The organism is Actinoplanes sp. NPDC051411 (genome assembly GCF_040682075.1).
Taxonomy (GTDB): domain Bacteria; phylum Actinomycetota; class Actinomycetes; order Mycobacteriales; family Micromonosporaceae; genus Actinoplanes.
Genome location: NZ_JBFBAD010000060.1, coordinates 21,234 through 41,263 on the forward strand (window position 1 = coordinate 21,234; position 20,030 = coordinate 41,263).

Genomic DNA, 20,030 nt, shown 5'->3' on the forward strand with positions numbered 1-20,030 from the left:
AGGCCGGCGGTACGACAGGAACGGGTAGGAGCGCATGCCGGAAACCGATGTGGACTATCTGCGGCAGATCGAGCTGCTGGCCCGCGACGTGACCGAGGCGGCCGGCGACCCGACGGCGCTGCGGGAGGCGGTCGAGGCGCTCCGGGAGCAGATCCGGTATCAGCATTTCGTGGGCGACGGCTGCGTCGACGACGACCGGACGATGCTGCACCTGGGCGGGGCGGCGATCGTCACCCCGGAGTACGACAGTTACGAGCTGGGGTGCGCCCGGCTCGGGGTCGAGGCGCGCCCGGAGGGGTGGGCGCTCTGGTACACGTGGGACGACCAGGCGCGGGCCCACACCATGGTGACGACCGCTCTCGAGACGACCCGGGGGCTCCTGGAGAACTGGGCGCTGGGCCGCGACGTACATCCGGCGCAGCCCGACCGGGCGCAGGTGGCCTCGGTCGTGCGGGGGTGGACCGGCCCGATCGTTCTGTCGCCGAGCCACACCCGGGCGGTCGGCCTGCCGAGCCGCTGAAACTGTGTTGCCGCGCGGGGCAGGATCAACGGCATGACATCCATGCTGCACGTGGCGACCACCGGCTCGGACTCTTCCCGCGGCGACGCGGCCGGCCCGTTCCGCACGATCAACCGGGCGGCCGCCGTCGCGCAGCCGGGCGACACCGTCATCGTCCACGCGGGGGAATACCGGGAGTGGGTGAAGCCGCGCCGGGGCGGGCTCAGCGACTCCCGCCGCATCACCTATCAGGCCGCCGAGGGTGAGCATGTGGTCATCAAGGGCTCGGAGCGGATCACCGACTGGGTCAACGACGGCGGCACGGTGTGGAAGGCCGTCGTTCCCAACGCGGTGTTCGGCGACTTCAACCCGTACGCCGAGGAGGTCGGCGGCGACTGGATCGTCTACGAGGAGGGCGCGCCGCGCCGGCATCTCGGCGACGTCTACCTCAACGGCCTGAGCTTCTACGAGGTCGGCAGCCGCGCTGACGTCGACCACCCGGCCGAGCGGACGGAGATGGTCGACCACTGGACCGGCGTCGCCGGCCCGGTCCGCGATGTCCGGCAGACCATGCTCGTCTGGTACGCGGAAGCCGGCGAGGAAGTCACGACGATCTGGGCCAATTTCCACGACGAAGATCCCAACGCCGAGCTCACCGAGATCAACGTGCGCCGGTCGGTGTTCTACCCGGCCGAGCACCACCTCGACTACATCACCGTCCGCGGCTTCGAGCTCGCCCACGCGGCCTGCCCGTGGACGCCGCCGACGGCCGACCAGCCCGGCCTGATCGGCCCGAACTGGGCCAAGGGCTGGATCATCGAGGACAACGTCATCCACGACGCCAAGTGCTCCGCGATCTCGCTCGGTAAAGAGGGCTCGACCGGCGACAACTTCGCGACCCGGCGGGGGGACAAGCCGGGTTACCAGTACCAGCTCGAGTCGGTGTTCGCGGCCCGCCAGATCGGCTGGGACCGCGAGCACATCGGCTCGCACGTGGTGCGGCGCAACACGATTCACGACTGCGGGCAGAACGGCATCGTCGGCCACCTGGGCTGTGTGTTCTCGACCATCGAGGACAACCACATCTACCACATCGCCGTCAAACGCGAGTTCTACGGCTACGAGATCGGCGGCATCAAGTTGCACGCGGCGATCGACGTGACGATCCGCCACAACCGGATCCACGACTGCACGCTCGGCACGTGGCTGGACTGGCAGGCCCAGGGCACGCGGGTCTCCCGCAACCTCTACTACCGCAACGGCCGCGACCTGTTCATCGAGGTCAGCCACGGCCCGTTCGTCGTCGACCACAACGTTCTCGCCTCGCCGGCCGCGCTCGAACTGCACAGCCAGGGCGGCGCGTTCGTCGACAACCTGGTGCTGGGCACGCTGTGGCTCGAGCAGGTCCTCGACCGGCCGACGCCGTACCACCGGCCGCACAGCACGCAGGTCGCCGGTTACGCCGCGGTCGTGGGCGGCGACGACCGCTACCGCGGGAACGTGTTCATCGGCGGGGACCCCGCGGCGGCGTACGGAAAAAAGGGTTTTGCCGGGAACCCGGCCTTCGCCGGCACCGCCGCCTACGACGGCTATCCGGCCTCGGCCCAGGCCTACCGCGAACGGACGGACGGGATCGAGGGGGACCACCAGCGCTTCGCGGGGCTCAAGCAGGCCGTGTACGCCGTGAGCAACGTCTACGCCGCCGGCGCCCGTCCCTTCGACGGTGAGCGGGATCCGGTCCTGCTCGGCCCGGCCGGCGCGGAGATCGTCGACGAGGGCGGCGCCGTCTACCTGGTGACCGACCTGCCGGACGGCTTCGCCCGGGCCGCCCACGCCGTGGTGACCGGCGCCGACCTGCCCCGGGTGCGGATCGCGGACGCCGGCTTCGAGGAGCTCGACGGCTCCCCGGTGCTCCTCGGCGTGGACCTGACCGGAGCGGCTCGCCCGCGGGACTCGGAGGCGGCGGCGGGTCCGATCGCCGGCCTCGCCCCGGGCCGCGGCCGCCGGCGTGTGTGGTGAGCGACCGGGGCTGAGATCATCCGGGCATGAGCACCGTACTGATCACCGGCGTGACCGGTCACCTGGGCACGTCCGTGGCCGCCCGCGCGGCCGCCGCCGGCTGGGTCGTCACCGGGAGCCGTTTCCGCAGCGCCGGGCCCGGCGCCGAGCGCCTCGACATCCGCGACCGGGCGGCCGTCCACGACCTGGTCTCCCGGGTGCGGCCGGACGTCGTGATCCATACCGCGGCGGCGCGGGACGACTGGCGGACGATCGCCGACGGGACCGCGCACGTCGCGCTGGCCGCGGCCGCGGTCGGGGCCCGGCTGGTGCACGTGTCGACCGACGCCGTGTTCTCGGGCGGGCAGGTCCACTACGACGAGTCGGCGCTGCCCGACCCGATCTACCGCTACGGCGCGGCCAAGGCCGCGGCCGAGACGGCGGTCGCGGCGATCGACCCGCTCGCGGCCCTGATCCGTACGTCGCTGATCCTCGGACACGGCACCGGACAGCACGAGCGCCTGGTCCACGACCTGGCGTCGGGGCGGGCCCAGGGTGCGCTGTTCACCGACATGGTCCGCATGCCGGTCCACGTCGACGACCTGGCCGGCGCGCTGCTGGAGGTCGCGGCGACGCCGTACGCGGGGGTGCTCAACGTGGCCGGCCCGGAGGCCGTCAGCCGCTACGACCTGGGTCTGCTGGTCGCCGCGCGTGACGGCCTGGACCCGCAGTCCCTGCCGTCCTCGACGATCGCCGGATCGGGGCTGAACCTGGCTCGGGACGTCCGCCTGAACTGTGACCGGGCGCGGTCGCTGCTGACGGTGCGGCTGCGCGGCGCGCGCGAGTTCCTGGCCGGGAAAACCGCCTGAAATCCGGTGGCCCGGCGGGGATACTCGGCGCGGCCGCGGGTTCGGCGCGGCCGCTTCAGGAGAGGAACACCATGAGGACGATCCGGGTCACCGTGCGGGGCGCCTTCGACGGGCTGACGCCCGCCCAGGTCGAGCGTTTGACGAGGGAGCAGGCTGAGCACGACTTCCTGCGGACGGAGTACACGCCCGAGGGCTATCTCGCGTACGACGTGCCCGCCCGGCCGTTCTTCACGTTCCGGTTCGCCGAGCAGGCCGACGACGAGGCCGGCGTCGCGGCGGCGACCGCCCGGGCCGAGGCGAAGGCGGTCGCGTGGATGGCGTCGCACGGTTATCCGGTCAAGAACGTGACCGCGCAGGCGGTCGACATGTCCGAGGTGCCGCTGGGCAAGCGCGGCAAACGGGAGGCGGCCCGCCACGACAGGCCTTAATTCGGTTGCCGCCGGCGGCCCGGCCTGATGGGGTGAACCGGTAGGCGACGTCGAGCGGAAAGAGCGGGAAATGCGAGCTGCGTCCATGTCCAAGACGGCATTTATCCAGCTCACGGAGAGGACCGCCTCGTTTGTCTTCGCTCAATCTCGGCATTCTCGCCCATGTCGACGCCGGTAAGACCTCTCTGACCGAGCGCCTGCTGTTCACCGCGGGCGTCATCGGCACCATCGGCCGGGTCGACGACGGCAGCACCACGACCGACTCGCTCGACCTGGAGCGCCGCCGCGGCATCACCATCAAGTCGGCGGTGGTGTCGTTCCCGCTGCGCGGCACCACGGTCAACCTGATCGACACGCCCGGCCACCCCGACTTCATCGCCGAGGTGGAGCGGGTGCTCGGCGTGCTCGACGGCGCCGTGCTGGTGGTGTCGGCGGTCGAGGGCGTACAGGCGCAGACCCGGGTGCTGCTGCGCACCCTGCACCGCCTCGCCATCCCGACCTTGATCTTCGTCAACAAGATCGACCGGGCCGGGGCGCGGGTCGACGGGCTGCTCGACGAGATCGCCGCCGGGCTCGGCCCGCGCATCATCCCGATGTCGGCGGTCGCCGGGGCCGGCACCAGGGCGGCGACGGTCGCTCCCGCGCCGGACCTGCTGCGCCTGGCCGATCACGACGACGACGTGCTGGCCGCGTTCGTCGCCGGCCGGCCGCTGCCCGCGCCCTACGCCCGCGGCGACACGCATCCGGTCTACTTCGGCTCGGCGATCACCGGTGCCGGCGTCGACGGGCTGATCGACGGCATCACGACGCTGCTGGCGCCCGCCTGCGCCGGCCCGGACGTCTCACCGCGGGGAACCATCTTCAAGATCGATCGCGGGCCGGCCGGGGAGAAGCGCGCCTACGTGCGCATGTTCGCCGGCGAGATCCGGGTCCGCGCCACCGTCGGCCCGGACAAGATCACCGGAATCGAGCGCTTCGCCGACGGCGGCCTGCGCCCGGCGGGGTCGCTGCGGGCGGGCGAGATCGGCCTGCTGCGCGGCCTGGAGAAGATCAAAATCGGAGACCCCCTGGGCGTACGCGATCCCGCCGCGGCCCAGCCGCATTTCGCCCCGCCGTCGCTCGAGACCACGGTCGTACCGCGCCACCGGTCCGACCGGGGTGCCCTGCACGCGGCCCTCGCCGAGCTGGCCGAACAGGATCCGCTGATCAACCTGCGGGGTGAGGACGTCGTCTCCCTCTACGGCGAGGTGCAGAAGGAGGTCATCGAGGCGACCCTGGCCGCGGAGTACGGGCTCCCGGTCTCGTTCGAGGAGACCACCACGCTGTGCGTCGAGAGGCTGGCCGGCCGCGGTGCGGCGTACGAGCTGAACAAGGTCGCCCCGAACCCGTTCCTGGCCACCGTCGGCCTGCGGGTCGCGCCGGCGGCGCCCGGCAGCGGCATCAGTTTCGGCCTGGCGGTCGAGCCGGGTTCGATGCCGCCCGCGTTCTTCAAGGCGGTCGAGGAGACGGTCACCGAGACGCTGCGGCAGGGCCTGTACGGCTGGCCGGTCCCGGACTGCGCGGTCACGATGACCCACGCCGGCTATTCGGCCCGGCAGAGCCACTCCCACGCGGTCTTCGACAAGAGCATGTCCTCGACCGCGGGCGACTTCCGCAACCTGACGCCGCTGGTGCTGGCCGAGGCGCTGCGCCGGGCCGGCACGACCGTGCTCGAGCCGGTCCACGCGTTCACCGCCCTGGTTCCGCCGGACACGATCCCGGCCCTGCTGCCGGTGCTGGCCCGGCTGCGGGCGGTGCCGCTCGCCACGACCGAGGCCGGGGTCAGCGGCGAGATCCCGGCCGCCCGGGTGCACGACCTCGTCCGCGCCCTGCCCGGCCTGACCCGCGGCGAGGGCGTCCTGGAGAACGCGTTCGACCACTACGAGCCGGTCCACGGTCCCGTGCCGGCCCGCAAACGCACCGACGCCAATCCTCTCGACCGCAAGGAGTACCTGCTGCGCGTGCTGCGCCGGGCCGGAGCCAGGGAGCAACCATGAAGATGCACGACGACGAGCTCGACATCGACGACGGGCTGGTCCGGCGCCTGCTGCGCGCGCAGTTCCCGCAGTGGGCCGGCCTCCCGCTGAAGCCGGTGGGAGCGGGCACCGCCCACGTGATGATGCGTCTCGGCGACGACCTGGTGGTCCGGCTGCCCCGGCAGGCCACCTCCACCGACGTCGAGCTCGAACAGCGGTGGCTGCCGGTCCTCGCCCCGCGGCTGCCGCTGCCCGTACCGGTTCCGGTCGGCTTCGGCGCCGCCCCGGAGGACTATCCGGCGCGGTGGTCGGTGCAGAGCTGGCTGGACGGCGATCACGACTTCACCGACCTGCGGTCGTGCGCACTCCAGCTGGCCTCGTTCCTGACCGCGCTCCGCCAGGTCTCCCCGGCGGGCGCGCCGGACGGCTACCGGGGCGGCCGCCCGACCGGCTGGGACGACGCCGTGCGGCGCGGGCTGCGGGATCTCGACGTGCCCGGCGGAGCGGCGTTCTGGGAGCGGTCGTGGGACGTGCCCGGCTGGGCCGGCCCGAAGGTGTGGACCCACGGCGACCTGCTGCCGACCAACCTGCTGGCCTCGGGCGGCCGGCTCGCCGCGGTGCTCGACTTCGGCTGCGCCGGCGCCGGGGACCCGGCCTGCGATCTCATGCCGGCGTGGACGCTGTTCGACGACGCGAGCCGCCCGGTGTTCCGCTCGGCCGCCGACGTCGACGACGCGACCTGGGAGCGGGGCCGCGCGTGGGCGTTCGCGTTCGGCATCTCGGCCTGGCACTACTACGCCGGCCGCAACCCGCCGTTCGCCGAACTCGGCCGCCGCACCGTCAACCACGTGTTGACTTCTTAGCCGTCGTCAACCTAGAGTTGACGGCATGACGCAGATCAAGCCTCCCGTCCGCCTGGACGACCTCATCGCCGCCATCACCAGCAACGAGGACGACGCCCTGTCCCGGCTCTCCCACGCGGTCGAGCTCGCCGACCACCTCGGCGAGTTGTCCGACCACCTGATCGGCCACTTCGTCGACCAGGCCCGCCGCTCGGGCGCGTCGTGGACCGACATCGGCCGCAGCATGGGGGTCACCAAGCAGGCGGCCCAGAAACGGTTCGTGACCAAGGACGAGCCCGACCCGTCGCAGGGCTTCAAGCGCTACACGGTGCCCGCCCGCAGCGCGATCGTGGCCTCGATGAACGCGGCCAAGGAGTCGGGCCACCGCGAGATCTACCCGGAGCACCTGGCGCTCGGCGCGCTGGACGTGCCGGAGAGCGTGGCGCTCGCCGCCCTCGCCGCGCAGGGGGTCGACCCGGCCGTGGCCCGGCGGGTCCTGACCGCCGCGCTGCCGGCGGCCGGCGACGGCGAGATGCCGACGCTGACCCCGTTCGACGCGCGCTCCCGCAAGGCCCTGGAGCTGACCTTCCGGGAGGCGCTGCGACTCGGCCACGAGTGGGTCGGCACCGGCCACATCCTGCTCGCGCTGCTGGAGGAGGAGCCCGACGGCGGCGTGCTGGCCGGTCTGGGCCTCACCAAGCCGGCCACCGACGAGGCCGTCGCCGCCGCGACCCCCGAGCCGACCGGCGCGTAGCCGGCCGCAGGCGCGCACGTCGCGCACAGTCGGCCGCAGGCGCGCACGTCGCGCACAGTCGGCCGCAGGCGCGCACGTCGCGCACAGTCGGCCGCAGGCGCGCACGTCGCGCACAGTCGGCCGCAGGCGCGCACATGTTGACCGAATCAACACGGTCAACGTTGACGTCAACATTGACCGTGTTGAGGCGCCGACTCGTCCCGACGCGGCCAGTTCCAGACGCGAATCAACGTTTACCTTCAACCTGTGCGTCAGCTCAGGTCGACGACGCGACTGGCTGGGGCCGGCTCGAGCTGATGGTCAATATTGACCATCAGCATTGACCATCCGCTCGCGTCGACACGTCCGCGCGGCCGGCTCGATCCGACGGTCAACGTTGACCGTCAATGTTGACCGTCGGATCCAGTCAACATGTCCCGGCGCGGCCGGCTCGATCTGGCCGTCAGCATCGACCGTCAATGTTGACGGCCGGGATCGAGTCGACGCGTCCGGGCGCGGCTAGTTCCAGACGAGGGCGTCGCCGACCGCGCGCTGGGTGCCGCCGCTCGGGGTGTTGATCAGGGCGCCGCGGGCGACCATCGTGGTCGAGCCGCCGCCGTCCAGGTTGATCGCGTCGCGCAGGCCGAGTGCCTGGGCGACGCGCGCCGTCTCGTCGAGCGTGGTGCCGACGCTAGTGGTGAGCCGCCCGTCGAGCGCGGCCAGCACGATTTTCCCGCCGGCCGTGGTGCCCGCGATCGTGCGCGGGTTGCGGTCGAAGAAGCTGCCGCTGCCGGTGGGCACGACGTTCTGACCGTCCTTGAGCAGTTGGTAACGGCCGGTCACCCCGTACAGCCCGGGCCGCGGGGAAACCCGCCGGCCGCTGTCGTCGGTGAGGTTCGAGGTTTCGCGCAGGCAACCGGTGGCCAGGCTCAGCAGCGGGCCGGCCTGGGCGCCGGTGGCCTGGATCGCGGTCTGCCCGCTCTTCAAGGTGGTGCCGCGGACGCCCGCGGTGCGCACGACGCAGTCCCGGCGGTCGAGCACGACCTCGGCGCCGGGCCCGGCCGGCGTCTGCGCGGCGAACTCGGGCGTGATCTCGGTGACCTGGCCGGCGGCGGCGGGCGGCTCGTCCACCAGGGCGACCGGCAGGCTCGCCCCGGTGCGCGGGTTGGCCAGGCTGCCGGTCCAGTGCAGACGGCCGACGGTCATCGTGTTGCGGTCGGCGTCGATCAGCAGGTCGGCCTCGGTCGGGTCGGTCGTCGGGTCGCTGAGCAGCTTGCCGTCGTAGAGGCCGAGCCCGACCGGCGTCCCCGGATACTGCGCGCTGGCGGTGAACGTGAAGAACGAGGCGTTCACCGCGGCCAGGGCGTGGGCCTGGGCGGCGAGGTCGGTCACGGTCTCCGTCCGCGACAGGTCTTCTCCGTACGTCGCCCGCAGGTGACCGTGGGCCCGGCGCGGGTCGATCGTGAGCACGTCCACTCGCCACGGTCCCCGGGTCGTGGTGTTGATCTGGTCGGCCGGGGCGGGGTCGGTGCCGCGTACGATCTCGGTCAGCGTCACGCCGGGGGCGAGGGTCCGGGTCGTCCGGGTCTCGGCGAGGTCGTTGTCGCCGAGCGGGAGCGCCGGTGCGGGATGGGCCGCCGGGGCCAGGGTGGCCAGCAGGACAGCGGTGACCAGCTGATTAATCATGGTCGATATCGTGGTGGGCCGCGGTGACCGCCGGTGGAACACCGGATGGCGACCCCTGACGAATGTCATGCCGGACAGATGACACGCCGCCCGCGGTGCGGCAACCGGGGGACGCGAGGATGTTCGACATGACCCTCACCGCCCAACCGAATCTCGCGGCCCGCGGCTCCAACGAGCTGGCCGTCGACCTTGACGGTGTCGTCAAGCGCTTCGGCGCAGTGACCGCCGTCGACGGCATAAGCCTGCGCATCCGGCCCGGGGAGGTCGTCGCGCTGCTCGGCCCGAACGGCGCCGGCAAGACCACGACCGTCGACATGCTGCTCGGCCTGTCCCACCCGAACGAGGGCTCGGTGCAGGTGTACGGCCGGCCGCCGCACGACGCGGTCGCGCTGGGCCTGGTCTCCGCGGTCATGCAGACCGGGGGACTGCTCAAGGACTACACGGTCGAGGAGACCGCCCGGCTGACCGCGGTGCTGTTCGGCCGGCCGGCGAGCGTGGCCAGGGAGGCCCTCGAACGGGCCGGTCTCGCCGACATCGGTGACCGCAAGGTCGGCAAGTGCTCGGGCGGCCAGCAGCAGCGGCTGCGGTTCGCGATGGCGCTGGTGCCCGACCCCGAGCTGCTGATCCTCGACGAGCCGACGACCGGCATGGACGTCAACGGCCGGCACGAGTTCTGGTCGGCGATCCGCGACGACGCGCGCGGCGGCCGTACGGTCATCTTCGCCACGCACTACCTGGAGGAGGCCGACGCGTACGCGGACCGGGTGGTCTTCGTCCGCCGCGGCAAGATCGTCGCCGACGGCACCTCGGCCGAGGTCAAGGCCCTGGCCAGCGGCCGCACGGTCCGCGCCACGCTGCCCGGCGCCAACGAGAGCGAGCTGGCGGCGCTACCCGGTGTCGAGCGCGTCGAGATCCGCGGCGACTCGGTCTTCCTGCACGGCCGCGAGACCGACGACATCGCCCGCTACCTGCTCAACCAGACCCCGGCGCGCGACCTGGAGATCACCTCGCGCAACCTCGAAGAGGCCTTCCTGGCCCTGACCGCCGACGACGCCCCGGAGGGCACCCGATGAGCACCGCAGCCGTGATGCCGGCCGCCCGGAGCCTGCCGAAGTTCGGCGGCTTCAACCTCGGCATGATCAAACTGGAGTTGCGCCGCATGCTGCGCAACCGCCGCACGGTCATCTTCACCTTCGTCTTCCCGGTCGTGTTCTTCCTGGCTTTCGGCACCAACAGTTCCTCGCGCAACGAGTCGGTCGGCCAGGGCGGCAACGTCACCGGCTACATCCTGATCAGCATGGCCGTCTACGGCGCGATGGTGTCGACCACCAGCGGTGGCGCGATGGTGTCGGTCGAGCGGGCGGCCGGCTGGAGCCGCCAGTTGCGGCTCACGCCGCTCAAGCCGATCGCGTACGTCGCGATCAAGCTGGTCCTGGCGATGATCATCGGCGCGGCGTCGGTCATCGTGACCGCGGTCGTCGGGGCGCTGGCCGGCGCCAAGCTGCCGGTGCACGCGTGGCTCGAATGCATCCCGCTGGCCTGGGTCTGCGCGCTCGTGTTCGCCGCGTTCGGCCTGTTCATGGGCTACCTGCTGCCGAGCGAGAACGTCATGCAGTTCCTCGGCCCGGCGCTGGCCATCCTCGCGTTCGCCGGTGGCCTGTTCGCGCCGGTCGACACGTTCGGCCACGTGTTCGCGACGATCGCCAAGTTCACCCCGGTCTACGGCGTCGGCGAACTGGCCCGTTACCCGCTGACCCACGACGGCAGCCTGTGGGTCGCGATCGTCAACGTGATCGCCTGGACCGCGATCTTCTCGGTCGGCGCGATGTGGCGGTTCCGCCGCGACACCGCCCGCGTCTGACCGGCCGGTAGCGTCACCGTCATGAGCGCGGCGAAGTCCCCCCACCGCTACGACGCGACCGCTCCGATAACCGCGGCCCCGTTCAAGGGCGCCAAGTACGGCTGGGTGTTCGCGGCGATCTGGCTGTTCTACCTGAGCGACAACGTCAGCGCGCTCTGGCGCCAGCAGAGCGAGTGGGCCCGCTATCTCGGCCTGGTCGCGGTCGCGGGTTTCGCCGTGGTGTACCTGTTCATGATCAGCCTGACCCGGCGCATGCGGTACGGCGTCACCCCGCCGGGCTTCGGGCGCCGGGCCGGGCTGGGCCTCGCCGCGATGCTGGTCCTGTTCGGGGCCCAGATCCCCGGGGCGGGCAGCCACGCGCTGACCTGCCTGGTGTACATCGCGGCGTACGGCATGGCCACGCTGCCGCTGCCGGCCGGCATCACCCTGGCGGTTCTGCTCTGCAGCGTCGCCGAGACGTTGCCGGGCGCGGTTCCCGGCTGGACCGACAACGGTTACGGCCTGGCCGTGCTGCTCGGCTCGCTGGCCACCTGGGGCATCCGGCTGGCGGCCGAGCGGCAGTACCGGCTCGGCGCGGCCCAGCAGGAGATCGCCGACCTGGCCGTGCAGAACGAACGGGCCCGCATCGCCTCCGACCTGCACGACATCCTCGGCCATTCGCTGACCGTGGTGACCGTGAAGGCGGAGCTGGCCCAGCGGCTGCTCGACGTCGACCTCGACCGGGCCCGCAAGGAACTGGCCGACCTGGAGGCGCTCGCCCGCGACGCGCTGTCCGACGTGCGCTCCACCGCCATGGGGGTGCGCGGCATCTCGCTGCCGGGTGAGATCGCCGCCGCCCGGGAGGCGCTGGCCGCGGCGAACGTCGAGGCCGACCTGCCGGGCGCGGCCGACGAGGTGCCGTCGCGCAACCGGGAACTTTTCGCCTGGACGATCCGGGAGGCGGTCACCAACATCGTCCGGCACAGCAAGGCCACGCACGCCCAGGTGAAGCTGGGCGCGGGGAGCGTGGAGATCATCGACGACGGTGTGGGGGGCGGCGTCGTCACCGCCGACGGCCAGGGCCTGACGGGCCTGCGCCGGCGTGCGGAGGCCCTGGGCGCCCGCCTGACGGTGGGCTGCCGCGAGAACGAGCCCGGCTTCCGGGTACGCGTGGAGGTCCCATCATGATCAAGTTGTTGCTCGCCGACGACCAGGCCCTGGTCCGGGGCGCGATGGCGGCCCTGCTCGACATGGAGCCCGACCTGAAGGTCGTGGCCGAGGTCGGCCGGGGCGACGAGGTCGTCGAGGCGGTTCGCGCCCACGACGTCGACGTCGCCCTGCTCGACGTGGAGATGCCGGGCCTGGACGGCGTGGCCGCGGCCCGCGAGCTGCACCGGGCGCTGCCGCGGTGCCGGGTGCTGATGGTGACCACGTTCGGCCGGGCCGGCTACCTGCGGCAGGCGATGGCGGCCGGGGCGAGCGGCTTCATCGTCAAGGACACCCCGGCCCGCCAGCTCGCCGACGCCGTACGCCGCGTCCACGAGGGCCTGCGCGTCGTCGACCCGGCCCTGGCGGCGCAGTCGCTGGCCCAGGGCGACTCGCCGCTGACCGAGCGGGAGACCGACGTGCTGCGCTCGGCCCGCGACGGCGGCACGGTCGCCGACATCGCCCGCGACCTGCACCTGTCCGAGGGCACGGTCCGCAACCATCTGTCGTCGGCGATCGGCAAGACCGGGGCGCGTACCCGCGCCGAGGCGGTCCGCCTGGCGGTCGACAACGGGTGGCTGCTGGCCTGAGCCGCGGATCTGCCGAAAGGGACGCCTCCGGGCGTCCCTTTCGAGTATTTAGGTGATTCTCGAACATGAGCAGAAGTGCCACGGTGCAACCGAGCGGCAACCGTAGGTGACCGTTTTCTGCACCCGCCGCCCCGAAGAGTTCTCCCCGTCAGCCGGTCAGCCGTCACGGCGACAACCACAGGGGGGAACCGACCATGAGCGCAGCCACGAAGACCGTCACCCGGGCCCAGGAAACTCTGATCCGCGACAACATGGCGCTCGTCGGCCACATGGTCCGGGAGATGCTCTTCAAGGTTCCGGCCCACGTGCACCGCGACGACCTGGCCTCGGCCGGCTACGCGGCGCTCGTCACGGCCGCGCAGGCGTTCGACGACGGCCGCGGCATCCCGTTCGGCCGGTTCGCCGCGATGCGGGTGCGGGGCGCCCTGCTCGACGAGCTGCGCAGCATGGACTGGGCGAGCCGCTCGGTGCGGGCCCGCGCCCGCCGCGCCGAGACCGCCCGCTCCGAGCTGACCGCCCAGCTGGGCCGAACGCCGAACGCGCAGGAACTGGCCCAACTGCTCGGCGTCGCGGTCAGCGAGCTGAGCAACGTCGACGACGACGTCCAGCGCGCCGCCGTGCTGTCGCTGCAGGGCTTCGCCGCCGGCACCGCCGACGACCTGGTCACCGAGCCGACCCTGAACCCGGAGGAGATGCTGCTGCACCGCGAGCGCATCGGCTACCTGCACGACGCCGTGGCCGTCCTGCCGGAGCGGCTGCGCTACGTCGTCGAGGCCTCGTTCCTGCAGGAGCGCCCCCTGTCGGAGGTCGCCGCGTCGCTGGGCGTCACCGAGTCGCGGGTGTCGCAGCTGCGCACCGAGGCGCTGGCGCTGCTCAAGGACGGCCTGACCACCCACATGGACCAGCAGGAGTCGTCGGTCGGCCGGGACGGCTGCGTGGCCCGCCGCCGCGCGGTCTACGCCGCGCAGATCGCCGCCCGCTCGACGATGTCGACCCGGCTGAGCGCCACCGACGCCCAGGGCTTCCGCAAGGCCGCCTGACCCGAGCTCCGACCGGGGCCGCCACGCTCACCGCGTGGCGGCCTCTTCGGTACGCGACGTGCCGCCGCCGGCCGAGCACGGGGCGAGGGCCGTTTCACCAGACGGGCGGATCGGCGTGCGGCCGGTTCCGCGGTCGGCGGTGCCGCGTGCGGCCCAGGCGACGCCGGGTCCGCGCTTCGCGCAGTCCGGGCGCGGCCGGCTGGGCGGAGCCGGGCGGCTGGGCCGAGCGGCGAGACCGATTGGCTGGGCTGGCTGACGGCGGGACCGGCCGCGGGATTGGCTGACGGCAGGGTCGGGTGGCGGGCCCGGCTGGCAGGGCGGCTGGCTGCGGGACCGGCCGCGGGATTGGCTGGCGGCAGGGTCGAATGGCGGCCCCGGTCGGCCGGGCTGGCTGGCGGCCGGGCTGGCTGGCGGCAGGGTCGTGCGGCGGGCCCGGTTGGGACGGCTGGCGGGGCCGAATGGCAACGCCGGCTAGCAGAGCCGGAAGGCGGGAAAGGGCGAGGCGAGCCGTTCCCGGGCGCCCGGGAGCAGTGGCATCAAGCCGGGCCGGTCAACCGCGGACGACTCGCCGCACGACCCGGTCGGGGTCTTGCTCGCTCAAGCTGTCGCGGTCGTCGCCGAACTCGCGGGCCGCCGCGCGCAGCAGTGCCGCGCCCTGGATGCCGGCCGGGACGCCGGTGATCAGGTCGCGACCGCAGAAGCTCCGCGAGTCAGGAACTGGTCGAGGGCCTCATGGAGCTGTGCCACCCGCGTGACATCGGCGCACGGGGGCGGGCGCCACCCGTTCCACATCGCCGGACGCGGACAGCGCCTGGGGAAAGGGCTTCGACGGTGTGCTCGACGACCGCCGTCACCGCTCCCGGTCCGTCGATCATGGCGTCACGATGCCACGCCCCGGTCCAGGACGGTGCCGGCGCGAGCCCGGTCGGCGAGGGCCACCGCGGCGCCCGACAGGCCGAGCAGCAGGGCGGCGGTCGCGAGCTGGGCGATCATCCAGGTCCAGCCCCAGGTCTCGAACGGCCCGGCCGTGAACGCGCGGTAGACCAGCACCGGCGGGTCGCCCTCGCCGGCCGCGCGGACCATCAGGCCCAGGTTGGCGTAGCACGCCGCCGCCGGGACGGCCACAGCCGCGAGTGCCGCGCCCGTCAGCGCCGCGGCAAGCCGGGACTGCCCGGGCGGCACCCGGCGCAGGCGGTAGGCCAGCGTGGCGGCGAGTGGCCACCCGGCCAGCAGCCCGAGCACGGCCCCGGCCACGGTCAGCGGCCACCGTGAGCCGTTGTCGGCCGGCCACACGCTGACGTCGACGAGGGCGTGGCCGGCCGTGACGTTGCCGGACACGCGCAGGTGCAGCCCGTCGCGGGTGCCGTCGAACCCGGTGCGGGTCAGCGGGATCGGTTGCCCGTCGGGCCCGTAGCTCGCCCCGCCGGTCAGCGGGCGCACCGGGGTCAGTGCCCAGCCGGCCCGCGCGAGCCGGGCCTGGGCCTGGGCGGGAGTCCAGCCGGGGGCGTCGGCGTCACTCCACCACAGGGGGACGGTGTGCGGCGCCGAGTCGCGCTGCTCGAACCGGTCGGTGCCGTCAGCGGCGAGGCGCGACAGCGCGCTGAAGCCGGCCCGGGAGGGGAGCCCGGCACCGGTCTGCGCGGCCACCAGCGAGCCGGCTGCCGCTCCGAGCGCGCCCAGCACCAGCGTGAGCATCAGGGCGCCGGCCCACGCGAGGGGCCGCCGCGACGGCAGCCGGAACCGCTGCCGGAGCCCGGCCGCCACCAGGTGCCACGCGTCGGCGACCGGCGGTCGCTGCCGCGACGGCGGGCTCATCTCGACCAGCGTGGTCACGATCTCGGCGGCATGGCGGCGCCGGTAGGCCGCCGGATAGGCCAGCATGAGCCGTTGGTAGGAGCGCTCGAGCCGGGTCATGCGGATACCTTACGGAGGGCGGCATATGCCGTCAACCGAGGCATCAGACGACTCGGGGCCACCACGCCGCCCGCGTGATGGCCCCGCCCCCGATCTGTGGCGCCGTCGTGAGCGCCTGCTACTACCTGCCACACGTCGCGCGGGCGGGCGCGGTTCACCCCGCGTACGCGAAACCGCCGGCGAGCCCGCCGGGCCGCCTCCGCAGCTGTTCCTCGGCCGCCGCCGCATTGCGGCGCAACCGTTCGATTTCGCCCGCGAGCACCCCGGCTCCGGCGTCGGTGAGCCGGTAGTAGCGCCGCAGCCGGCCCTCGACGGCCTCCTCGCGGTCGACCGTGATCAATTCCCGCTCGACGAGCCGGTCGAGGGCTCCGTAGAGGGTGCCGGCCCGCAGCTTGACCGTGCCGCCGGACAACTGCTCGACCTCCTGGATCACGCCGTAGCCGTGGCGGGGCGCGGCGGCCAGGGCGGCCAGGATGAGGAAGGTGGGCTCCTGCATGGCGATCACGTTACGACCGGCGCTATATATCGTCAACCGAGGTATCGGGTAAATCGGTTGCGGCGGGCCGCCTCAGGGGGCAGGGTGGGTCTCACGTCAACCGAAGGAGTGCCTTTCTCCATGTGACAGCGACCCGACCTCAGGTGAACTGCCCCCTGTCGGCGTCTGCCCTTGGAGACCTCCTTGTTGAAAATCTCTGCTCTCAGCTGTGCCCACGACGGCGACCTGCTGTTCCAGGGCCTCGATCTGGTGCTGGGCGCGGGTGACCGCATCGGCGTGGTCGGTCCCAACGGCGCCGGCAAGACCACCCTGCTGCGCACCCTCGCCGGCGAGCTCGATCCGGCGAGCGGCACCGTGACGGGAAACGGGCGCATCGCCCACGTCGCCCAGCAGATTGCCTACCCCGACGGCACGGTCGGCGGTTTCCTGCTCGGCGGCCTCGGCGAGCTGGCGGCGGTCACCGCGCGACTGCGGCACCTCGAAAAACAGCTGGCCGCCGGCCACGACGTCCTCGACGACTACGGCGTCGTCCAGGAGCGGTGGACCGCGCTCGAAGGCTGGACCGCCGAGACGAGACTCAGCGAGGTCCGCCAGCGCCTCGACATCGACCACATCGGCGACGACCGGCCGCTGCGCGACGTCTCCGGCGGCGAGCAGGCCCGCCTGATGCTGGCCCGGGCACTGCTCGACGAGCCCGACACGCTGCTGCTCGACGAGCCGACCAACCACCTCGACGCCGAGGGTGCCGCCTGGCTGCAGCAGTGGCTGGCGACCTACCCGGGTGGCGTTCTCGCGGTCAGCCACGACCGGGCGTTCCTCGACGCCACCGTCACCCGGGTCATCGAGCTCGACGGCATCCACGACGAGCCGCAGGACTATCCGGGCGGCGGCTACACGGCCTACCGGGAGGAGAAGCAGCGGCGCTGGCAGAAGCTGCTGCTCGACTACGAGGCCCAGGAGAAGGACCGCCGCCGGTGGGAGGCCGACATCGAGCGCACCAAGGACCAGGCGCGCGGGGTGGAGAACACGGTGCGCTCCGGCGCCGAGGCGCCGCATCTGCGCCGGGTGGCGCGGCTGGTGGCCCGCAAGGCCAAGGTCCGGGAACGCCGCCTGCAGCGGCAGATGGCTTCCGTACGCTGGATCGCCCGCCCCCGCACCCGGCCGCCGCTGACCCTGGCGTTCCCCGACGACTCCCAGGAGCCGGGCGACGTGGTCCTCAAGGTACGTGACCTCTCCGTGGCCTACGGCGAGCGCCGGCTGTTGCGCAACGTCGACCTCGACGTGCGCCGCGGCGACCGCATCCTGATCACCGGCCGCAACGGGGCCGGCAAGACGACCCTGCTGCGGGCGCTGGCCGGCGACGGGACGGCCGTGCTCCCGCAGACCGACGACGGGCTGCGCACCGGCCGCACGATGATGGAGTTCTTCCGGTCCCAGGTGCCGGTCTACGTCGACGACGCCGAGAAACTGCTGCTGGGCCACCAGTTCGGCCCCGACCAGTGGGACAGCCCGCTGAACGCGCTGTCGGCCGGCGAACTGCGCCGCCTGCTGCTCGCGGTGCTGGTCAACAGCCCGGCCCGCATCCTGCTGCTCGACGAGCCGACCAACTTCCTCGACTTCGACGCGCTCGACGTGGTCGAGGAGGCGCTACGCCGCTACCGGGGCACCCTGGTGATCGTCACCCACGACCGGTACTTCGCCGGCGCGGTCGGCACGACCCGCCGCTGGCATGTCGGGAACGGTGAAGTGATCGAGAACTGAAAAGATGAGCGGCATGCAACCGGTGCCCCGCCAGATCCCCGGACTCCCGGCACTCGACGGGCCGGCCGAACAGGTCACCGAGGTGTGGCTGGCCAACCGGCGGCTCTCCGAGCACACCCGCTCGGCGTACCGGCGCGACGTGCACGGCTGGCTCGACTGGTGCCGCGAGCGCGGGCTCGATCCGCTGGGCGCCACCTTCCTCGACGTCAACGCGTACGCCCGCCAGCTGGAAGCGATCCCGCTCGCCGCGACCACCGTGGCCCGCAAGCTCTCCGGCGTGTCCAGCTGGTACGACTTCCTGCTGAAGCTGCGGGCGGTCGGCGCCAACCCGGTCGGCGGCGCCGACCGGCCCTACATCGACCGCGACCATTCGTCGACCGTCGGCCTGTCGGCGGAGGAGGTCGACGCGCTGCTGGAGCGGGCCGCGGCGGCGGGGGAGCGCACCCACGCCATGATCACCGTGCTGGCCGACCTCGGCCTGCGGGTCGGCGAGCTGGTCGGCCTCGACACCGGCGACCTGGGCTGGGAACGCGGCCACCGCACGGTCCGGTTCACCGGCAAGGGCGGCAGACCCCGGCGGCGGGCACTCACGCCCGGCGCGGCGGCGGCCCTGGACGCCTATCTTTGCGTACGCGGCGGCGACGACGGCCCGCTGTTCGTCACGTCCCGCGGCGGGCGCGTCGACCGGCACGCCGTGTTCCGGCTGGTCCGGCGCCTGGCCGCCGAGGCCGGGATCGCCGACGCGGAACGCCTCTCGCCGCACTCGCTGCGGCACGCGTTCGCCACCACCGCGCGCGCCGAAGGGGTGCCGCTGGAAGACGTGCAGGACGCGATGGGGCACGCCGATCCGCGCACCACACGCCGCTACGACCGGGACCGGCACAACCTGGACCGCGATCCCGCGTACACGATCGCGGCGGCCCGGGTCCGCCGCGCCGGCGCCTGACTCGTCCCGTTATCCTCGTCGCGGTCAGCGGCGGCGAAGGCGGGAACGGTTGAACCTCATCCAAGCAGTGGTCCTCGGAGTGGTCGAGGGCATCACGGAGTTCCTGCCCGTCTCCAGCACCGGACACCTGACCATCGTCGAGAAACTGTTCGGCTTCGACATCGCCGCCGACGACATCACCGCGTTCACCGCGATCATCCAGTCCGGCGCCGTCTTCGCGACGCTGATCTTCCTGCGCAAGGACCTGATCCGCATCATCGCGGCCTGGTTCAAGGGCCTGTTCAGCGCGGCCGGCCGGGAAAACCCGGACTGGAAGTTCGCGTGGGCGGTGATCCTCGGCTCGATCCCGGTCGTCATCGTCGGCGGCCTGTTCCAGGACACCGTCGAGCACACGCTGCGCAGCCTGTGGTTCATCGCCGGCGCCCTGATCATCTGGAGCGGGGCGATGGCGTTCGCCGACCACGCCGCCACCCAGATCCGCCACGAGGACGACGTCTCGTGGAAGGACACGCTCATCATCGGCGTGGTGCAGTGCCTGGCACTGATCCCGGGCGTGTCCCGCTCGGGCGCGACGATGTCGGCCGGCCTGCTGCGCGACATCGACCGGGTGACGGTGACGAAACTGTCGTTCTTCCTGAGCATCCCGGCCCTGTTCGGCGCCACGATCCTGCAGGTGCACGACTACTCCGGGCAGATCGCCGACGGGGTCGGCTGGACCAACACGGCGGCCGCGACGCTGGTCAGCTTCGTGGTCGGCTACGCGGCGGTGGCGTGGCTGCTGAGGTTCATCTCCCGCCACTCGTACAGCATCTTCATCGCGTACCGGCTGGTGCTCGGCGCGCTGCTGGCCGTCCTGCTCGCCACCGACACGATCACGCCCAAGTAACCGCCCGCCGGTACTGGCGGCGGGAGGCGACCGTGCACGGCGACGCCCACACCGTCGGGCCGGCCGCGCGCGGTGGGGAGGTTCGGCGGGGACCGGCCGGTTATGCGCGGCTGGCCGGGGCGTACGGCTTCGACGTGCGTGACTCACCCGCCTGGCCGTTCCCGCGGCGGCTGCGCGACCTGCAACTCTCCGTCTACCTGCTGCCGCAGTGGCCGGACGGCCCGGCGGCGAACCGTCCTGGCCGGCGACCACACCGCGGTCTGGAGTCACTTCCCGAAAAC

At 72.7% G+C, this 20,030-nt stretch carries 18 protein-coding genes; 15 read left to right on the forward strand and 3 right to left on the reverse strand.

All coding sequences use genetic code 11. From position 1 onward, the window contains the following. Positions 1-34: 34 nt before the first annotated feature. The 7 genes from AB0M88_RS29580 to AB0M88_RS29610 all read left to right on the forward strand — a co-directional run bounded on the left by AB0M88_RS29580 (position 35) and on the right by AB0M88_RS29610 (position 7,405). Positions 35-520: a hypothetical protein gene (locus AB0M88_RS29580; RefSeq protein WP_364107924.1), complete on the forward strand. Its 486-nt coding sequence runs from the start codon at positions 35-37 to the stop codon at positions 518-520. Positions 521-553: 33 nt separating this feature from the next. Further along, the gene (locus tag AB0M88_RS29585; protein ID WP_364107926.1) at positions 554-2,518 is read left to right on the forward strand and encodes a right-handed parallel beta-helix repeat-containing protein; all 1,965 of its coding nucleotides are present in this window, start codon (positions 554-556) and stop codon (positions 2,516-2,518) included. Positions 2,519-2,544: 26 nt separating this feature from the next. Continuing rightward, positions 2,545-3,366: a sugar nucleotide-binding protein gene (locus AB0M88_RS29590; protein ID WP_364107928.1), complete on the forward strand. Its 822-nt coding sequence runs from the start codon at positions 2,545-2,547 to the stop codon at positions 3,364-3,366. 71 nt (positions 3,367-3,437) lie between these two features. Further along, positions 3,438-3,794, forward strand: coding sequence for a DUF6204 family protein (locus tag AB0M88_RS29595; RefSeq protein ID WP_364107931.1), 357 nt, complete (start codon positions 3,438-3,440; stop codon positions 3,792-3,794). A gap of 131 nt (positions 3,795-3,925) precedes the next feature. After that, complete coding sequence (locus AB0M88_RS29600; protein WP_364107933.1) at positions 3,926-5,830, forward strand: translation factor GTPase family protein; 1,905 nt, start codon at positions 3,926-3,928, stop codon at positions 5,828-5,830. Beyond that, on the forward strand, positions 5,827-6,672 hold the full coding sequence (locus tag AB0M88_RS29605) for an aminoglycoside phosphotransferase family protein (protein ID WP_364107936.1): 846 nt from the start codon (positions 5,827-5,829) through the stop codon (positions 6,670-6,672). The genes AB0M88_RS29600 and AB0M88_RS29605 overlap by 4 nt, the downstream gene beginning before the upstream one ends. A gap of 25 nt (positions 6,673-6,697) precedes the next feature. Next, on the forward strand, positions 6,698-7,405 hold the full coding sequence (locus AB0M88_RS29610) for a Clp protease N-terminal domain-containing protein (RefSeq protein ID WP_364107938.1): 708 nt from the start codon (positions 6,698-6,700) through the stop codon (positions 7,403-7,405). Positions 7,406-7,903: 498 nt separating this feature from the next. Here the strand turns inward: AB0M88_RS29610 and AB0M88_RS29615 are convergent, their stop codons facing one another. Beyond that, a complete protein-coding gene (locus AB0M88_RS29615; protein ID WP_364107941.1) occupies positions 7,904-9,070 on the reverse strand; it encodes a phosphodiester glycosidase family protein in 1,167 nt (388 codons plus the stop codon). Positions 9,071-9,198: 128 nt separating this feature from the next. Between AB0M88_RS29615 and AB0M88_RS29620 the strand changes: the two genes are divergently transcribed. The 5 genes from AB0M88_RS29620 (at position 9,199) to AB0M88_RS29640 (ending at position 13,746) form a co-directional block, all read left to right on the forward strand. Beyond that, entirely contained in the window at positions 9,199-10,143 is a 945-nt protein-coding gene (locus tag AB0M88_RS29620) for an ABC transporter ATP-binding protein (protein ID WP_364108026.1), read from the forward strand. Beyond that, positions 10,140-10,931: an ABC transporter permease gene (locus AB0M88_RS29625; RefSeq protein ID WP_364107943.1), complete on the forward strand. Its 792-nt coding sequence runs from the start codon at positions 10,140-10,142 to the stop codon at positions 10,929-10,931. Before AB0M88_RS29620 ends, AB0M88_RS29625 begins: the two co-directional genes overlap by 4 nt. 21 nt (positions 10,932-10,952) lie before the next feature. After that, positions 10,953-12,098 (forward strand): sensor histidine kinase, encoded by a 1,146-nt coding sequence (locus tag AB0M88_RS29630; RefSeq protein ID WP_364107945.1) that lies wholly within the window; start codon positions 10,953-10,955, stop codon positions 12,096-12,098. Next, a complete protein-coding gene (locus tag AB0M88_RS29635) occupies positions 12,095-12,706 on the forward strand; it encodes a response regulator transcription factor (protein ID WP_364107947.1) in 612 nt (203 codons plus the stop codon). The genes AB0M88_RS29630 and AB0M88_RS29635 overlap by 4 nt, the downstream gene beginning before the upstream one ends. A 194-nt stretch (positions 12,707-12,900) precedes the next feature. Next, positions 12,901-13,746 carry a sigma-70 family RNA polymerase sigma factor gene (locus AB0M88_RS29640; RefSeq protein ID WP_364107949.1) on the forward strand — a complete coding sequence of 282 codons (846 nt, stop codon included), beginning with the start codon at positions 12,901-12,903 and terminating at the stop codon, positions 13,744-13,746. 879 nt (positions 13,747-14,625) lie between these two features. On the opposite strand, the gene AB0M88_RS29645 is transcribed toward AB0M88_RS29640, so the two are convergent. Both AB0M88_RS29645 and AB0M88_RS29650 read right to left on the reverse strand, forming a co-directional pair. Next, a complete protein-coding gene (locus AB0M88_RS29645; RefSeq protein ID WP_364107950.1) occupies positions 14,626-15,660 on the reverse strand; it encodes a hypothetical protein in 1,035 nt (344 codons plus the stop codon). A gap of 154 nt (positions 15,661-15,814) precedes the next feature. Next, positions 15,815-16,156, reverse strand: a complete 342-nt coding sequence (locus AB0M88_RS29650; RefSeq protein WP_364107952.1) for a PadR family transcriptional regulator — start codon at positions 16,154-16,156, stop codon at positions 15,815-15,817. 183 nt (positions 16,157-16,339) lie between these two features. Here AB0M88_RS29650 and AB0M88_RS29655 point away from each other — a divergent pair, with 183 nt between their 5' ends. From AB0M88_RS29655 to AB0M88_RS29665, 3 genes are read left to right on the forward strand one after another with little or no spacing between them, the layout of a single operon-like run. Further along, positions 16,340-17,917 carry an ABC-F family ATP-binding cassette domain-containing protein gene (locus AB0M88_RS29655; RefSeq protein WP_364107954.1) on the forward strand — a complete coding sequence of 526 codons (1,578 nt, stop codon included), beginning with the start codon at positions 16,340-16,342 and terminating at the stop codon, positions 17,915-17,917. Between the two features lie 4 nt (positions 17,918-17,921). Continuing rightward, complete coding sequence (locus AB0M88_RS29660; protein ID WP_364107956.1) at positions 17,922-18,863, forward strand: tyrosine-type recombinase/integrase; 942 nt, start codon at positions 17,922-17,924, stop codon at positions 18,861-18,863. 49 nt (positions 18,864-18,912) lie between these two features. Next, positions 18,913-19,749 (forward strand): undecaprenyl-diphosphate phosphatase, encoded by an 837-nt coding sequence (locus tag AB0M88_RS29665; protein ID WP_364107958.1) that lies wholly within the window; start codon positions 18,913-18,915, stop codon positions 19,747-19,749. Positions 19,750-20,030: the final 281 nt, after the last annotated feature.

What these genes read in the sequence shown, in the direction of transcription:
- AB0M88_RS29640 (WP_364107949.1), top strand. Translation starts at nt 12,901, where the DNA reads ATGAGCGCAGCCACGAAGACCGTCACCCGGGCCCAGGAAACTCTGATC.
- AB0M88_RS29625 (WP_364107943.1), top strand. Translation starts at nt 10,140, where the DNA reads ATGAGCACCGCAGCCGTGATGCCGGCCGCCCGGAGCCTGCCGAAGTTC.
- AB0M88_RS29580 (WP_364107924.1), top strand. Translation starts at nt 35, where the DNA reads ATGCCGGAAACCGATGTGGACTATCTGCGGCAGATCGAGCTGCTGGCC.
- AB0M88_RS29610 (WP_364107938.1), top strand. Translation starts at nt 6,698, where the DNA reads ATGACGCAGATCAAGCCTCCCGTCCGCCTGGACGACCTCATCGCCGCC.
- AB0M88_RS29635 (WP_364107947.1), top strand. Translation starts at nt 12,095, where the DNA reads ATGATCAAGTTGTTGCTCGCCGACGACCAGGCCCTGGTCCGGGGCGCG.
- AB0M88_RS29620 (WP_364108026.1), top strand. Translation starts at nt 9,199, where the DNA reads ATGACCCTCACCGCCCAACCGAATCTCGCGGCCCGCGGCTCCAACGAG.
- AB0M88_RS29605 (WP_364107936.1), top strand. Translation starts at nt 5,827, where the DNA reads ATGAAGATGCACGACGACGAGCTCGACATCGACGACGGGCTGGTCCGG.
- AB0M88_RS29650 (WP_364107952.1), bottom strand. Translation starts at nt 16,156, where the DNA reads ATGCAGGAGCCCACCTTCCTCATCCTGGCCGCCCTGGCCGCCGCGCCC.
- AB0M88_RS29630 (WP_364107945.1), top strand. Translation starts at nt 10,953, where the DNA reads ATGAGCGCGGCGAAGTCCCCCCACCGCTACGACGCGACCGCTCCGATA.
- AB0M88_RS29645 (WP_364107950.1), bottom strand. Translation starts at nt 15,660, where the DNA reads ATGACCCGGCTCGAGCGCTCCTACCAACGGCTCATGCTGGCCTATCCG.
- AB0M88_RS29660 (WP_364107956.1), top strand. Translation starts at nt 17,922, where the DNA reads ATGAGCGGCATGCAACCGGTGCCCCGCCAGATCCCCGGACTCCCGGCA.
- AB0M88_RS29615 (WP_364107941.1), bottom strand. Translation starts at nt 9,070, where the DNA reads ATGATTAATCAGCTGGTCACCGCTGTCCTGCTGGCCACCCTGGCCCCG.
- AB0M88_RS29590 (WP_364107928.1), top strand. Translation starts at nt 2,545, where the DNA reads ATGAGCACCGTACTGATCACCGGCGTGACCGGTCACCTGGGCACGTCC.
- AB0M88_RS29585 (WP_364107926.1), top strand. Translation starts at nt 554, where the DNA reads ATGACATCCATGCTGCACGTGGCGACCACCGGCTCGGACTCTTCCCGC.
- AB0M88_RS29595 (WP_364107931.1), top strand. Translation starts at nt 3,438, where the DNA reads ATGAGGACGATCCGGGTCACCGTGCGGGGCGCCTTCGACGGGCTGACG.